The following is a 14494-nucleotide window of genomic DNA, read 5'->3' as shown; positions in this document are numbered from 1 at the left end:
GCCCCTTGTGAGACTTGTAGAGATTGCATCGGTCAGGCTTCGGTTCGGGGGTGGCGCGGCTGCCAACCTAATTGTAGCAGAGTCGCGGATGGACGCCGGCCCGCCTTGGCGCATTTCCGGCAGCGCAGCCGGCTGGCGAGATCGTGCACGAAGGTGGTCGGCGGGTGCTTCATCGCCGCGAGGTCGACGTCGCTCGGCGTCTTGCAGTGCGCGCACCTGATCTCCAGCCAGGGGAAGCCTCCATTCACGGCCTGGTCGATGGTGGGCGACGGATCGATCGGTTCGCCGTCTGACCACATCCGCTCGTTCCAGCTTTCGCAAAGGAGGCGGTCAGCCTGCTGGATCATCGCCTGGCCCTTGGCCCGCATCTCCGCCGATTGGGTGGCCAGGATGTTGGCCATCGCGCGTGCCTTGCCGAGCTCTTTCGCCAGAGCCTTGCGATCGCCGCCCGACAGGGGCGTTGGGTGATACTGCGGGGCCATCCGGACATCCAGGCGCAATGAGATCGGATCGGCGATCCGGAGCGGGCTACGGCGCCTCGAACGCCGGCCAGCACCCGTCTTCTTCATGCCTGCCGGTGCGCTGCTGGCAGGTGTTGTCGAGCAGCCGCTGCGCGACGTCCTTCCAGACCGCGTTGCCGCCATACAATCGGACTGCATCGGCGGTCCGGATTTCCACGGTCCGCTCGCAGCGGCGGCAGGAGATGCGCAGCACATGGCGCTGAATTTCCGAAAGACGTCTCTGCTGCATTTGGGTCCCGGCCGCGCCGGCGCGAGGGTCTTTGAGTACCGATTCCCAGTATTCGGCCGGGAGGGGCGCATCCGGAGCCGCAGCTGACGCGCCCGGCCTGCGGGCGGCTTCTGCGGCCAGTTTTTCCATCTGCTTAGGGGGCGGCATGCTCGCGGGTCGGTCGGTCATTCCGAATTAGAACATAAAGTGAACAAAAGTCGAGTCTGCTCGGACCCGCCGGAGAAAAAATCATCATCTTGGAAGGGGCGGGCTGTCGGAACCAAGCCGGGCCATTCGTCTTGAATCCGGCATCAGTATGGAGTTCCCCTGTCATGGCACCCCGCGCTAACTGGAAAGGCTTTCTGCGTCTTTCCCTCGTCACCTGTCCGGTAGCGCTCTATCCAGCCACATCGGAATCCGAAAAGGTCTCGTTCAACCAGCTCAACCGGAAGACCGGCCACCGCATCAAATACGCCAAGGTGGATGCTGATACCGGCGAGGAAGTCGACAACGAGGACATCGTCAAGGGTTACAAGGTCGATACCGACACCTTTATTGAGGTGACGAAGGAAGAGCTTGAGAACGTCGCGCTGGAATCGACACGAACCATCGAAATCGACGAGTTCGTCGACCGCAGCGAGATCGATCCGCGATATCTCATCCGTCCCTACTACCTGCGCCCCGACGGCAAAGTTGGGCACGATGCCTTCGCCGTCATTCGCGAAACCATCCGCGAAATGAACAAGGTCGCGATCGGACGCGTGGTGCTGACCAATCGCGAGCACATCATTGCGCTCGAGCCGCTCGACAAGGGGTTGATGGGGACGCTGCTACGCTATCCCTACGAGGTCCGTTCCGCAGAGGAATATTTCGACGATATCCAGGACGTTAAAGTCACCAAGGACATGCTCGACCTGGCCAGGCACATCGTCAATCAGAAGGCAGGCCACTTCGAGCCGGACAAGTTCGAAGACCAGTACGAAACTGCCCTCATCGATCTGATCAACCAGAAGCGCGCCGGCAGACCCATCACCGCGAAAGCGCGCCCTCGAGGCGAGAACGTCGTCGACCTGATGGACGCGCTGCGCAAGAGCATCGGAGAAGGCCCGCCGGCGGCGACAGAGGCGCCGAAGAAACCAGGCAAAAAGCCGCGCAAGGCGGCGGCCGGGCAGAAGGAAATGCTGATGCCGATCGCAGGCAAGAAGCCGGCGAAAGAGGCCGCGGCGAAGAAGCCGGCGGCCAAACCGCAGCGGAAGTCGGCTTAGGTGTCGTGAAGCATCCGGTGACGCCGGACGGCCACTACTTCGTCGTTCGCGGCAGGCTCAGGCGGATGGCAAATCCCGATCTCGACGAGGTCACGCGAGACCATCTCGTCGGCCGGCTAATGGCGGCCCGGCGGGCGGTGCGCGACGCCAACAAGGCGGCCGACCAAGAGGCTGAAGCAACGGCGCATAGGGCCGTGGACGAGGTTAAGCAGGCGCTCGGCGAGCGCGGTCCGGTATGGTGGGACGACGGCTCGCCGGATATCAACCGGCACATGGCGAAGAACACGCTTTATTCCGACTGGTATGCGAAACTGACTCGCTCCGACCATGGAGGACTGTGAGTTGCCAAAAGCCGCAATCTTCGATCTGGACGGCACGCTTCTGGACTCGGTGGATCTCCACGCCATGGCATGGCAGGAAGCCATGCTTAAGTTCGGCCACGATGTGAGCTTCGAACAGGCACGAAGCCAAATAGGAAAGGGAGGTGACAAACTCATTCCCGTCTTCCTATCAGCTGACGAACAACGGGACCACGGCAAGGAACTGGAGGAGTGGCGTGGTAAGCGCTTCAAGTCGGAATATCTGCCGCTTGTGCGTCCCTTCTCGGCGGTCCCGAACCTGCTGCGACGCGTTCGCGACGCTGGAGTTCGGATCGCGGTTGCTTCCTCGGCCAAGAAGGATGAGGTCGATGAGTATCTCGACATCGCTCGCGTCGTCGATCTCGTGGACCTCACAACTTCTTCCGACGACGTAGATGAATCAAAACCGGCGCCAGACATCTTCAATATCGCCCTCAAGAAGCTTAAGATCGATGGCGCCGACGCCGTCGTGATCGGTGACACGCCGTACGATGCGGAAGCGGCTGGTAAGGCGGGAGTTCGCACGGTCGGCGTGCTCTGCGGAGGCTTCACGGAAGACGAATTGAGGAAAGCCGGGTGCGCCGAGGTGTATCCGGGGCCCGCTGCGCTACTAGCGTGTTTTGAACATTCGTTGCTGCGCAAGTAGCCAGTCGTGGCGCCTCAGATCCTTCGCCGTTGGCCCAGCTCTCGATCCGCGCCCCCAAAAAAGGAGCGATATGGCTGCGCTGAAAAGGACTTCTAGGAGATCAACCTTGAGCGCGGGCATTCTCGCCTACCGCAAGGGCGCTCGCGGGCTCGAGGTTCTGCTCGTTCATCCCGGCGGTCCGTTCTGGCGCAAGAAGGATAATGGCGCCTGGTCCATTCCGAAGGGCGAAATCGATGCCAATGATGCTCCGGAGAACGTCGCTCGACGCGAATTTGCCGAAGAACTCGGCCCGAGCGCTTCGATTGGTCCACTCCAGCCGCTGGGGGAAGTCCGACAGCGAGGAGGGAAGCGCGTCATCGCATTCGCCGGCGAGGGCCACTTTGATCCGGTGGCGCTGACTAGCAATACCTTCGATATCGAATGGCCGCCCCGAAGCGGTCGACGGCAGAGTTTTCCCGAAGTCGACCGCGCGGAATGGTTCGATATCGAGCTCGCGCGGACCAAGATGCTGTCCGCTCAAGCTGAGCTTCTCGATCGTCTTTTGGCGATCGCGGTTGAGAACGCCGGGAAATGACGTTCAGGATTGGAATCATTTCGGACCCGCACGGCCTGTTGAGGCCCGAGGCGGAACGAGGCCTGACGGGCGTCGATCACATCATTCATGCCGGAGACATCGGGCGCCCCGAGATCGTCGACGCGCTTCGCCGGATCGCGCCTGTCACCGCCATCCGTGGAAACGTGGACAGTGGCGAGTGGGCCCGCGACTACCCCGACACGAACCTTGTGCGCCTGGCGGGAAAGTCGATCTACGTTCTGCACGACCTGAAGACGCTGCAGGTCGATCCCGGGGCCGGCATCGACATCATCGTCTCCGGGCATTCCCACGTGCCGAAGATCGACACGGTCAGTGGCGTTCTCTACCTGAATCCCGGCAGCGCGGGACCGCGGCGCTTCAGGCTGCCAATTATGCTTGCGACGCTCGAAGTCACGCGTGAGGGCGTGCGACCCGAAATCCACGACCTTGGAGGCGACTGAGCGCACCACCGCGCAGGGAATACACAGCGGAGGAGGCGCATGCGTTAATTCGTTCCGTTTGCCGGTTACGCCCGAAGGGAAGCGCTATTTGCGCGGACGTTCTCGCTCGCGCACGACATCCTTCGCCCGCTTGTCGGACCTGAGCCCGAGGTAGACGGGCTGGCGCAGTTCGCCCTTACTCGTCCACTCCGCGAATTTGACCTCGGCAACCAACGAGGGCCTGACCCAGGTCGTGGCGGCCTCGTCCTTCACTTTGGCAGGGAAGGGTGATTTAGGGGTCGTCAGCTTCACGAGCTTGGCATGGAGGTCTTCCAAGACCTTGTGGCTGAAGCCAGTGCCGACATGTCCGATGTAGCGCCATGCGTCGTCTTCCCGCACGGCGAGGACCAGGGCGCCGAAGAACGGCCTGGTGCGCCTGGGCGCCGTGAAGCCGGCGATCACCACTTCCTGCCGCTTTGCCGTCTTGATCTTCAGCCAATCCGGGGACCGGCTTCCGGACGCATACGCGCTGTCGGCGCGCTTCGCCATGACGCCTTCCAGACCCTTCCGCTCGGCCTCGGCGAAAAATTTCGTGCCGTTCGCTTTGCGGTGACGGCTGAAGGCGATCAGCCGGTGGCGCGGCAGGATCGCTTTCAGCCGCGCCTTGCGCTCGAGAAGAGCCTGTTTGCGCAAGTCCGCTGCGTTCTGAAACATGAGATCGAAGGCGCAATACAGAAGCTTGGCTTCATGGCGCAGCGCGTTTTGAAGCAGCTGGAAATGCGAGACGCCGTCCTTTCCGATCGCGACGAGCTCGCCGTCGATCACGGCGTCGCCCTTCACGCCCTCCAGCGCTTTGGCGACCTCGATATAGCTGCGGCTGATGATCTTGCCGTTGCGGCTGTAGAGTGCAACCTTGCCCCGCCGGATTTCCGCGATCATCCGGAAGCCATCGTACTTGTCCTCGAAAACCCAGCCGGGGTCGTCGAACGGCGCGTCAGTGAGCGTAGCGAGCATCGGCTGTAAGCGCTTGGGCAGGGTCGACGTCCGGCTCATTCAAGGGCCAATCCTTCAGAGCGCGTTGCCTAATGCATGGACGTCCTTCAAGAATGAGGGAACGCTCAAAGCCATGGCATGTTCCGTCCGACGCCGCGGCAATCCCAGAGTGCGCGACGTTGACTATCGAACGGGAAGGGCTGATCAGACCAATGGCCAGAAAACTCAGGACCTACCAGACTTCGCTAGGTTTCTTCGATCTGGCGATCGCCGCTCCCTCCATGAAAGCGGCTCTGGAAGCGTGGGGCGCAGACAGCAATCTCTTCCACCAAGGCGCTGCGAAGGAGAGCCACGATCCGGACAGCATCGCCGCGACCATGGCAAAGCCTGGCGTCGTTCTCAAGCGCCCGGTCGGATCCGACCGACCATTCAGCGAGCATACTGAACTGCCCACCAAACTTGGTGGAGGCGGATCAACGAAAGCCAAGTCGAAAGGCCCAAAGGCGAAGAAGCCTTCCTCTCGCCCTGTCGACGAGGCTGCGGAGCGAAAGGCCGCGCTCGCCTACGAACGGGAACAGAAGCGCCGCGATGTTGAACGGGCGAGGGAGGAGGCCGCGAGGCAGAAGGAGCGTGCACGCCGTCAGCAGGCGGTCGATAAGGCACAGGCTGCGTTGGACAAGGCCGAGCAGAATCACGCGAAGCGGTCGGCCGCCATCCAGGCTGAGGTCGAGGCTCTTGAGAAGAGATCTCAAACCGAAGAAACCCGCTGGGATAAGGAGAAAGAGCGATTGCAAGCCGCCTTGCGGCGCGCGCGGGGTTAGTTTCTGTGGGCACCCACGCGTGAAGGCCAGCGGTCCCCTTCAAGCGTTCATCGTTCGGGATCCAGCACGCGTGCTGCGGCTTGGTTCACCGCGGCGCGGTCTCGTCGGGCCTCAGGAGCAAGCTCCATGACCGCTCGATGCAGCTCGGCCGGAATCGTCAGCTGACTTTCCAAGGGCTTGGTTGCCCACTGCCAGAAGCGGTCAAAAGCATCCATCACAGATCCTCCCGAAGTCCCTTGAAGAAGGGATGGCGGACCTTCCCCTCCGCCGACTTCGCGCGGTATTCGATCTCGGCCAGCAGCTTCGGCTCGACCCAGATCCCCTTGTGCGCGATCCGCTTTGCATAGGGCTGCGTCTTGCGGATTAGCGGCCTCAGTCGTTTCAGCAGGTCGGCAGCGGACGCCTTGTCGAACCCATGGTCCACCTTCCCGGCGTACATCAGTTCACCACCCTTTTGGCGGCCGACGTAGATGCCATCCCACTTGCCCTTATCGAGGGAATATCCAGCAATGGTCAGTGTCTCGCGTTGCGCGCAGGTCTTCTTGACCCAGTTGTGTCCACGGCCACTCGCGTACACGCTATCGCGAACCTTCGACACGACGCCTTCGAGACCGAGCTCGCAGGCGTGCGCGAACATCTCGCGTCCCTCGATCTCGAAGCTTTCGCTGAATTGGACGTCGGTGCCGGCGATGATCTTCGTCAGTTCGGCCTTGCGCTCGAAGAGCGGCAGCTTTCGGATGTCCCTGCCGTTCAGGTAGAGCAGGTCGAAGGCGATCAATACGATCTTGGTCGAAGTGCCCTTGAGCTCTTTCTGTAGCACCGAGAAATCGGTTGCGCCGTTGGTGGCCGGCACGACGACCTCGCCGTCGACGATCGCCGAGCCCGCCTTGATGTGCCAGGCGTCATCGGCGATCTTCCGGAAGCGGCTGGTCCAATCATTGCCGCGCCGGGTGAAGACCCTCACGGCCTCGTTTGCCAGATGGACTTGGACACGGTAGCCGTCGAACTTGATTTCGTGAATCCAGCGAGACCCGCTCGGTACCTTCTCGACCGAGCTGGCCAAGGCTGGTTCGATGAAGCCCGGCAGCGGCGCCTTGATGCCAATCGCTGCCGGTTTTCGACGCTGGAACGCCACGCACGAACTCCACGCTACAGGTGATTCAAAGTGGCACAGCTCGAATCGTTCCGGAACCGGGGAATCCTTTGCCGCGTTGCATGGTCGTCTGATCATAAAGGAGGAGCCGATGGCGACAGCGAAGAAGACGGCCCGCGGGCGCAAGCAGGACAGGGCCCGGGTGGCCGGGCAGCAGAACTACGAGCTACGGTACGAGTCGAAAAAGACCGGGCGCTCGGCGGCTGCGGTGAAGAAGGCCGTCAAGAAGGTCGGCAACAGCCGAAAGCGGGTCGAGAAGCGGCTTGGGAGCTAGGCCAACTTGCAGGCAGTCGATTTCCCGGCGCCGGGCCTCTAGCAGTCCGGCGGACATTCAGGGCAAGTGTCGCCGATCGAGGCTAATACGTCCTCGATTTCGGCGACCGCCTCTGCCCCAGAGAGTCCGTCTGGCGGATCCAGGCGGGCGATGTCGAAGGCGCGCTTGCGGGCGTGCGGGTCGGCGCGATCTTGCATCCAGCCGTGCTCCTCACACTCGCGGATGGCGCCCGCTTCCTGCAGCACCGAGATCGCCCAGCCACGCAGCGTCCGGATCGCAGACCGCCGCTCTTTGGTCATAAGCATTGGAGCTTCTCCTACCCGGGGGAATCCCTCCGGCCGGCGGTTCGTTCCTCGCCACTGTCGCAGAGCAGGGATTCGAAATCGTAGTGCTTCCGAAAAGCTTCAGCGCCACATCCCTCGCATGCGAGATCCGATGTCGATTCGCGGCCCCTGGCTTGGGCCGCGCGCAGCGGCGTCTGCGGACGCTATAGGCCAGTTCGTACGGTCGAACAGGCCGAGCAGCTTCTGGGGGATGAAGCGGGTTCGCGATGCATAAACGTGCCGGTCTCCCTGTGAGTGCTGACCGTGCGTGAAGAAGCGTTGCGGCACTACCAGATGAAGATCGTCCTTCGCCCGCGTCATCGCGACATAGAGAAGGCGGCGCTCCTCCTCGAGCTCGGCGGAGGTGCCAGCTCCCAAGTCAGACGGCATGCAGCCGTCCACCACGTTGAGGACGTACACCGATTTCCATTCCTGACCCTTGGCCGAGTGGATGGTCGATAGAATCAGATAGTCCTCGTCCAGCAACGGCACACCGGCCTGGTCGCTGGTCGCGTCCGGCGGATCGAGGGTGAGCTCCGTCAGGAAGCGTTCACGCGAAGGATATCCGCCGGCTATCTGTTCAAGTTGAACGAGGTCGGCGCGCCGGACCCCGGCGTCTTCGTGGATGCGCTCGAGATGTGGTTCGTACCAGAGGCGGGCACGCTCAAGGTCCGATGGCCATTCCGAATATCGGAGATTTCCGATGGCCTCGACGAAGATGGTCCAATCCTCGCCGGCGCGGGGCGGGCAGGGAAGGGTACAAAGCGCGCCGAGCGGGTCGCTAGCCTCCGCCATATGATCGAGAATGCGCTGCGCGGAAGCCGGACCGACACCCGGCAACAGATGCATCACGCGGAACCCGGCGACCCTATCGCGGGGATTCTCGACGAACCGCAGCATTGCGAGCAGGTCCTTGACGTGCGCGGCGTCAAGAAACTTCAGGCCGCCGAACTTGACGAAGGGGATGTTGCGACGAGTAAGTTCGACCTCCAGCGGGCCGCTATGTGAGGAGGTGCGGAAGAGGACCGCCTGCTGCTTGAGGAGTGCTCCTTCCTCGCGGCATTCGAGAATGCGCTCGACGACGTAGCGCGCTTGGTCGCCCTCATCGCGCACGGCGACCAGTCGAGGCTTTGCCGATGACGTGCGCTCCGTCCATAGGTTCTTGGTGAAGCGCTCCTTGGCGAGATCGATGACGCCGTTTGCCGCGGAAAGGATCGGCTGCGTCGAACGATAGTTGCGATCTAGCGTGACGATCTCTGCCTTCGGACTGAACTGCTCGGGGAAGTCCAGGATGTTGCGGACGGTTGCCGCACGGAACGAATAGATCGATTGCGCATCGTCACCGACCACTGTGAGGCCGCGTCCTCCAGGCTTCAACGCCAGCAGAACTGATGATTGCAGACGGTTTGTGTCCTGGTATTCGTCGACGAGGACATGATCGAAACGGCTGCCGACGTCGTCGGCAATGCCGGCGTCGGACATCATCTGTGCCCAATAGAGAAGGAGATCGTCGTAATCGAGAACGTTGTGCTTCTGCTTGGCTTCGACGTACGCCGCGAAAAGCTCCTTGAGTTCATTGGTCCAACCAGCGCACCACGGGTAGGACGCTCCGAGCACCTGCTCCAGTTCGGCCTCGGCGTTGACACAGCGCGAGTAGATTGAAAGGCACGTACCCTTGGTGGGAAAGCGACTTTCGGTCTTCGACAGCCCGCGCTCGTGCCTGACGAGATTCATCAGGTCGGCCGAGTCCTCGCGATCGTGAATAGTAAAAGCGGGATTGAGGCCGATCTGGTCGGCATATTCGCGAAGCAGCCGGGTGCCAATACCGTGGAAGGTACCGGCCCAGCTTAGCGCGTCGGTCATGATGCCCGCGTCGGCGCCGAGAACTTTCCGGGCGATCCGCTCGACCCGTTTTGCCATCTCCGAGGCCGCGCGCCGCGAAAACGTCATCAACAAGATCCGGCGGGGGTCGGCGCCGCTGACAATGAGATGGGCGACGCGGTGAGCAAGCGTATTCGTCTTGCCGGACCCTGCGCCGGCGATGACAAGCAGTGGTAGCCCGACATGGCTGTTGCCGCAGACACCGTGCTCGACGGCTCGGCGCTGCTCCGGGTTGAGCGTCTCAAGATATGATGCGGCGGTCGACGCGAGCACGAATCAGTTCCCCTGCTGAAATTCAACGCTCGATGATTCCTGCTGGAATCGCAACAAGCTCGAACTGCCGTCAGAGCACGTGGTTTTGTTCTTCCACGTGCTCCGATGTGCGGTCAAAAGGCAAGCCTAAGCCGCCGCCTTGTCTTCCTTCTCGGGGCCGCGCATGACGATCTGCAGCGCCTCATCGGGCAGCGGACGCTGCAGCGCCTTCGCCTCGTCCCATGGAGCGCGCATCCATACATCGCGTTCTTCCTCGGTCGCCAGGATTACCGGCATTGCCTTTGGGTGGATCGGCGCGACGATCGCGTTCGAGGACGTGGACGAGATGAGGCCTTGGGATCGGCTTCGACTTCGTGCCGCGATCTCCGTTGAACTCGGTCCAGATGCCGGCGAAGCAAAACAGCGGCCGGTTGTCGTCGAGCGCGAACCAGACGTCCTTCTTTTTGGTCTCCGGATTCGTCTCCGGAGCGTATTCGGCGAAGCTGTTCGCTGGCACAAGGCAGCGGTTCTCCGGCTTCAGCCAACCGCGCCAGTGGGGAGAGGACGTGTTGCGAATATTCGTCACCGGCGGGCCGCCGGTCCGCGGTGGAGGCGGCATGCCCCAGCGCATCAGCACCATCTCTTCAGCATCACTGGCGTGGCGGATCACAGGCGCTGGATAATCCGGAAAAACACCGGGCGTCGGCGGCAGGTTGCCGACGTACCGGTCCATGCGTCTGAACAAGCCGGCGATCGCGGCTTGGTTCGTCGTGATCGAGTACAGATTGCACATTTCAGCGTTCGTTCTCGACGATCATGGCCAAAGCCCGACCGAGGCATTCCGCGCATCCGGGTCCGCATGTCCGGACATCATGACGCCTTCCTCACTCTGTTTTGTTCAAATGATCGCATCATGATGCCGTCGAGAATCTTGCCAGCAGCTGCTCGAACCTTTCTCTCGGTATCCTCAGGCATCGGTGGGAGCTTATAGGTCGCCACGAGATCCGTAAGTTCCTTATGGACATCTGTACGGAAGCCACGCGGGTCATCAGCCATTTCCGACAGGAGTTGAAATAGCGTCATGAGCAGAAGCTGCATGGCCATGTCAGCGCCCATCTGCTCGGCCTGGTCGTCCGTGATGAAAGAACGCGTGTCCTGATGCTTCATGCTCCTCAACGACCTCCGACATCTATCCTGTGTAGGTCCGAAAGCGCCCGCGCATGTACGCATGCGCGACGGAGTGGACCAGTCGCCTCCGTCGGCCTAGTTCCGATTTTCCCGCGGCTATCATGATCCTGTGTTAGAAGGAACTTGCGCTGGGATTGTGCATCGATGCCCATCTATCGCCTGCTGCAAAATTCTCCGCTGGGCCCGGAGGAAATAGCGGTTTTGACCGATGCTTATGAGCGCACCTTGCGCGCGCTCAGTTTGGTTGATCGCGGTGATCCCATCGCAGAATTGATTGCCAAAAAAGTTATTGAACTTGGTCAGCGCGGCGTTCGCGATCCGAAACAATTATCATCACTCGCCATTAAAGAGCTCGGCGTCGAATAGGGCGGGGGCATCCGTGCTGTTGGCAGGAGTCATGTGTTTTGTCGGACTTGTAGTGGCGATCGGGATTACCATCCTGATAAGTCATTTCAGCGCCCGCGCGTGAACAGTCGCCATCAGAAAATTGAGACCGCCTCAGTCAGGAGCCCCTTCGTTGGAGAACACTGCTTGCCTCCGCCGTGTGGGAGGCTCTGATGTCAAACGAACGGTGACCTATCTCCATAGTCGCGCGGGTGGCTCTAGCGTGGTTTGGGCGACTCACGCTAACCCATCAATCTCAACCACCTCACTGCACAAAAGGAATGAAATGGTTGCCGCCACCCGTGAATTGCCGGCCTCAGGTTACGCGCTTGAAGTGGACGGCCGACTCAAAGCCGAATTTGCAACCAAAGACGGCGCAAGGGCAGGTGGAGAAGAGCTAAAGAAACGCTTTCCCATGCTTCAGATCAGGATCTATGACGCGCAAACGAATGCGCGCGAGGAAATTTAGATCTTCTCAAGTCTAAGCGGATTTTCTGCTAAATGCACATTCTGCTTCCGCCGCACCGGGCTTCTCGTGAACCGAGCCGCTGACGCGTCTCGGCCGTCCGGCTTCGATCCCTTGCGCGATACGGTGTCGCTCGCCGGAGGCACTCGCGTTAGGGGCCGCCGGCATTGAATGCCGGCGCCGCTATCACTGCCCCGAACGCGGGTGCCTTGTTAACCGGTCTCGCGACTACAGTCGCCTCGGTGCCCGCGGGCATTTCATGCTCGCGTCGCTATCACTGCCCCTTCGTCGGCTGCCTCTTCTCCTGCCTCCGCTGCGCTTCGGCCGAAGAGTATCTCCCAGGGCTAGTACATGATGCGCGGTACGCTGCTTGCGGAGACGTCGAGAGCAAGAGGAGAGCCGGGATTTTCGTGACGGGTTGGAGGCCGAGAGAGAGTCTCACGGCCGCCCGTCATGGAGAATCCGACATGGCAAGCGCCGTCCAGAAGATCAAACTCAGTCCCTCCCGGGATATTCCATTCAACAAACTGGTGCTGAGCCAGTCCAACGTCCGGCGCGTCAAGGCCGGCATCTCGATCGAGCAACTCGCCGAGAGCATCGTGCAACGTACACTCTTGCAGAGCCTGAATGTCCGGGCCGTCGTCGATGCAGAAGGCAACGAAACCGGCATGTTTGAAGTCCCGGCGGGCGGCAGGCGCTATCGCGCGCTGGAACTTCTCGTGAAGCAAAAGCGCATGGCCAAGACGCAGCCCGTTCCCTGCGTGGTGCGCGAGGGCGGTATCGCGGAGGACGATTCGCTTGCCGAGAATGACGAGAGGGTCGGGCTCCATCCGCTCGATCAATTCCGAGCCTTTCAGATCTTGCTTGATGCCGGCTTGACCGAGGAGGAGATCGCGGCCCGTCACTTCGTGACGCCGGCCGTCGTTAAGCAACGACTGCGGCTGGCCTCCGTGTCGCCAAAGCTGCACGAGGTCTATGCCGAAGACGGCATGACCCTTGAGCAGCTCATGGCCTTTTCTATTACGGCTGACCAAGCCAGGCAGGAACAGGTCTGGGAGAACGTCAGCCGGTCCGGCTACGATGAGCCCTATCAAATCCGGCGCATGCTGACCGAAAATGCCGTCCGCGCGTCCGATCGTCGGGCCCAATTTGTTGGGCTTACTGCTCACGAGCAGGCCGGTGGCGGCGTTTTGCGAGACCTGTTCGAGCACGATGACGGCGGCTGGTTTCAGGACGTCGTGTTGCTCGATCGCCTCGTAACCGAAAAGCTCAAAGTCGAGGCCGAGACGATTGCTGCGGAAGGCTGGAAGTGGATCTCAGTGGCCACAGATTTCCCCTACGGTCACACCGATCGCCTGCGAGAAATCGAGGGTAAACCTGTCGATCTCTCCCCCGAGGAGCAGGCCACCATCGACGCCCTCAACGCCGAGCAGGCCAAGCTTGAATCCGATTACCAGGATGCGGACGAATTGCCGGACGAGGTCGATCAGCGTCTCGGCGAAATAGAGTCGGCGCTGATGGCCTTCGAAGACCGGCCAGTGCTCTACGATCCGGCCGAGATCGCCCGAGCTGGTGTGTTCGTTAGCATCGATTCCGAGGGACGCCTTTCAGTGGACCGGGGTTACGTCCGTCCAGAGGACGACGTACCGGCAACTGATCTTGATGTCGGGCAGGGCGCCGATCCGTCGTCGACCGAAGGGCAGGAGACGAGTGCTTCCGTCCCGCGCACCGTGATCGCGGTCGCAAGTAGTGCTCCTGACGTAGACGAGGATGATGAAGATGCGGCCAAGCCTCTGCCTGATCGGCTCATCACCGAGTTAACGGCGCATCGTACGCTGGCATTGCGGGATGCGCTGGCTGAGAACCCTGCGATCGCGTTCCAGGCGGTGTTGCACAACTTCGTGCTGACGGCCTTTTACCGGTTCGCGTCGTCCGGAAGCTGCCTAGAGATCGGACTTCACCCGCCGACCTTTCCCGCTCAAGCCCCGGGACTCAGGGAAAGCGTGTCTGCGAAGGCCGTCGAGGCGCGGCATGAGGCCTGGAAAGCACGACTTCCGAAGAGCGAAAAAGATCTCTGGGATGCGCTCACAGCTTTCGATGGCGGTGCACAAGCGTCCCTGTTCGCTCACTGCGCGTCATTTGCGGTCAATGCCCTCTATGAACCGGCAAACCGCTACCATCAGGGCCGCGTCTCTGCCCACGGCGTCCGCACGCGGCTCGACCAGGCCGATGTTCTGGCACGCGCCGTCGGTCTCGACATGGTTCAGGCTGGCTGGAGACCGACCGTCGATAACTATCTTAGCCGGGTCACCAAGCCTCGCATTCTGGAGGCGGTGCGGGAAGCAAGAGGCGAGTCTTCCGCGCAACTGATCGACCACCTGAAGAAGGCGGACATGGGCAAGGAGGCCGAGCGTCTTCTCGATGGTTCGGGCTGGTTGCCGGAGCCGCTGCGTCTGGTCGACGCCACCGCGTCGCCAGCGGAAGAGGAGGGTCAACCGGGCCCATTGCCCGAATTTCTTGCCGACGACGAGGATCGGGAGGACGCCACCGACGACGATCCGCAACAGCTCGACGCGGCTGAGTGACGTCATACGGCGGGGATGGCTCCGGCCGTCCCGTGGTTGTTGGGGGCCGGTGTGCAGCGCCGGTCCCCATTTTTATTGGTGAAGGCCTAAGAGGGAGAGCCGGGCCGGGAAGGGCTTGAGTCGCCGCGGTCTTAAAGGAGAGCGCCGGGCGGTTCGGCCCA

The 14494-nt window shown here is 61.5% G+C and carries 18 protein-coding genes and 1 pseudogene; 10 read left to right on the top strand and 9 right to left on the bottom strand.

Annotation, left to right across the window (positions count from 1 at the left end):
* Positions 1–32 precede the first annotated feature (32 nt).
* Positions 33–482 carry a hypothetical protein gene (locus ACVWVY_RS40075; protein ID WP_456631541.1) on the bottom strand — a complete coding sequence of 150 codons (450 nt, stop codon included), beginning with the start codon at positions 480–482 and terminating at the stop codon, positions 33–35.
* A 46-nt stretch (positions 483–528) separates the two neighbouring features.
* A complete protein-coding gene (locus tag ACVWVY_RS40070) occupies positions 529–918 on the bottom strand; it encodes a hypothetical protein (protein ID WP_456631540.1) in 390 nt (129 codons plus the stop codon).
* Between the two features lie 143 nt (positions 919–1061).
* Between ACVWVY_RS40070 and ku the strand changes: the two genes are divergently transcribed.
* The 5 genes from ku (at position 1062) to ACVWVY_RS40045 (ending at position 4034) form a co-directional block, all read left to right on the top strand.
* Positions 1062–1994: a non-homologous end joining protein Ku gene (gene ku / locus ACVWVY_RS40065; protein ID WP_456631539.1), complete on the top strand. Its 933-nt coding sequence runs from the start codon at positions 1062–1064 to the stop codon at positions 1992–1994.
* A gap of 5 nt (positions 1995–1999) precedes the next feature.
* Positions 2000–2335: a hypothetical protein gene (locus tag ACVWVY_RS40060; protein WP_456631538.1), complete on the top strand. Its 336-nt coding sequence runs from the start codon at positions 2000–2002 to the stop codon at positions 2333–2335.
* Entirely contained in the window at positions 2322–2999 is a 678-nt protein-coding gene (locus tag ACVWVY_RS40055) for an HAD family hydrolase (protein WP_456631537.1), read from the top strand. The genes ACVWVY_RS40060 and ACVWVY_RS40055 overlap by 14 nt, the downstream gene beginning before the upstream one ends.
* A 70-nt stretch (positions 3000–3069) precedes the next feature.
* Complete coding sequence (locus ACVWVY_RS40050) at positions 3070–3573, top strand: NUDIX domain-containing protein (RefSeq protein WP_456631536.1); 504 nt, start codon at positions 3070–3072, stop codon at positions 3571–3573.
* Entirely contained in the window at positions 3570–4034 is a 465-nt protein-coding gene (locus tag ACVWVY_RS40045; protein ID WP_456631535.1) for a metallophosphoesterase family protein, read from the top strand. The genes ACVWVY_RS40050 and ACVWVY_RS40045 overlap by 4 nt, the downstream gene beginning before the upstream one ends.
* A gap of 84 nt (positions 4035–4118) precedes the next feature.
* Here ACVWVY_RS40045 and ligD (ACVWVY_RS40040) read toward each other — a convergent pair whose 3' ends face one another.
* Entirely contained in the window at positions 4119–5066 is a 948-nt protein-coding gene (ligD, locus tag ACVWVY_RS40040) for a non-homologous end-joining DNA ligase (RefSeq protein ID WP_456631534.1), read from the bottom strand.
* 152 nt (positions 5067–5218) lie between these two features.
* Between ligD (ACVWVY_RS40040) and ACVWVY_RS40035 the strand changes: the two genes are divergently transcribed.
* The gene (locus tag ACVWVY_RS40035) at positions 5219–5827 is read left to right on the top strand and encodes a cell envelope biogenesis protein TolA (RefSeq protein WP_456631533.1); all 609 of its coding nucleotides are present in this window, start codon (positions 5219–5221) and stop codon (positions 5825–5827) included.
* 47 nt (positions 5828–5874) lie between these two features.
* Here the strand turns inward: ACVWVY_RS40035 and ACVWVY_RS40030 are convergent, their stop codons facing one another.
* Complete coding sequence (locus tag ACVWVY_RS40030) at positions 5875–6042, bottom strand: hypothetical protein (protein WP_334380517.1); 168 nt, start codon at positions 6040–6042, stop codon at positions 5875–5877.
* Positions 6042–6962, bottom strand: a complete 921-nt coding sequence (ligD, locus tag ACVWVY_RS40025; RefSeq protein ID WP_456631532.1) for a non-homologous end-joining DNA ligase — start codon at positions 6960–6962, stop codon at positions 6042–6044. Before ligD (ACVWVY_RS40025) ends, ACVWVY_RS40030 begins: the two co-directional genes overlap by 1 nt.
* Positions 6963–7071: 109 nt before the next feature.
* Here ligD (ACVWVY_RS40025) and ACVWVY_RS40020 point away from each other — a divergent pair, with 109 nt between their 5' ends.
* Complete coding sequence (locus tag ACVWVY_RS40020; RefSeq protein WP_456631531.1) at positions 7072–7254, top strand: DUF3606 domain-containing protein; 183 nt, start codon at positions 7072–7074, stop codon at positions 7252–7254.
* Positions 7255–7292: 38 nt separating this feature from the next.
* On the opposite strand, the gene ACVWVY_RS40015 is transcribed toward ACVWVY_RS40020, so the two are convergent.
* The 4 genes and pseudogenes from ACVWVY_RS40015 to ACVWVY_RS40000 form a co-directional block, all read right to left on the bottom strand.
* Entirely contained in the window at positions 7293–7559 is a 267-nt protein-coding gene (locus ACVWVY_RS40015) for a hypothetical protein (protein ID WP_456631530.1), read from the bottom strand.
* Positions 7560–7658: 99 nt separating this feature from the next.
* Entirely contained in the window at positions 7659–9731 is a 2073-nt protein-coding gene (locus tag ACVWVY_RS40010; protein WP_456631529.1) for an ATP-dependent helicase, read from the bottom strand.
* Between the two features lie 126 nt (positions 9732–9857).
* Positions 9858–10503: pseudogene (locus tag ACVWVY_RS40005) on the bottom strand (SOS response-associated peptidase).
* 77 nt (positions 10504–10580) lie between these two features.
* Positions 10581–10877, bottom strand: coding sequence for a hypothetical protein (locus ACVWVY_RS40000; protein WP_456631528.1), 297 nt, complete (start codon positions 10875–10877; stop codon positions 10581–10583).
* 165 nt (positions 10878–11042) lie between these two features.
* On the opposite strand from ACVWVY_RS40000, the gene ACVWVY_RS39995 reads away from it, so the two are divergent.
* The 3 genes from ACVWVY_RS39995 (at position 11043) to ACVWVY_RS39985 (ending at position 14333) form a co-directional block, all read left to right on the top strand.
* Positions 11043–11264, top strand: a complete 222-nt coding sequence (locus ACVWVY_RS39995; RefSeq protein ID WP_247517368.1) for a hypothetical protein — start codon at positions 11043–11045, stop codon at positions 11262–11264.
* Between the two features lie 304 nt (positions 11265–11568).
* Positions 11569–11751, top strand: a complete 183-nt coding sequence (locus ACVWVY_RS39990; protein ID WP_392699655.1) for a hypothetical protein — start codon at positions 11569–11571, stop codon at positions 11749–11751.
* Between the two features lie 464 nt (positions 11752–12215).
* Positions 12216–14333, top strand: a complete 2118-nt coding sequence (locus tag ACVWVY_RS39985; RefSeq protein WP_456631527.1) for a ParB/RepB/Spo0J family partition protein — start codon at positions 12216–12218, stop codon at positions 14331–14333.
* Positions 14334–14494 lie beyond the last annotated feature (161 nt).

Source organism: Bradyrhizobium sp. URHC0002, from assembly GCF_054059515.1.
Note: the sequence above shows the minus strand (reverse complement) of the source record. Positions and strands in the feature narration are given on the sequence as shown.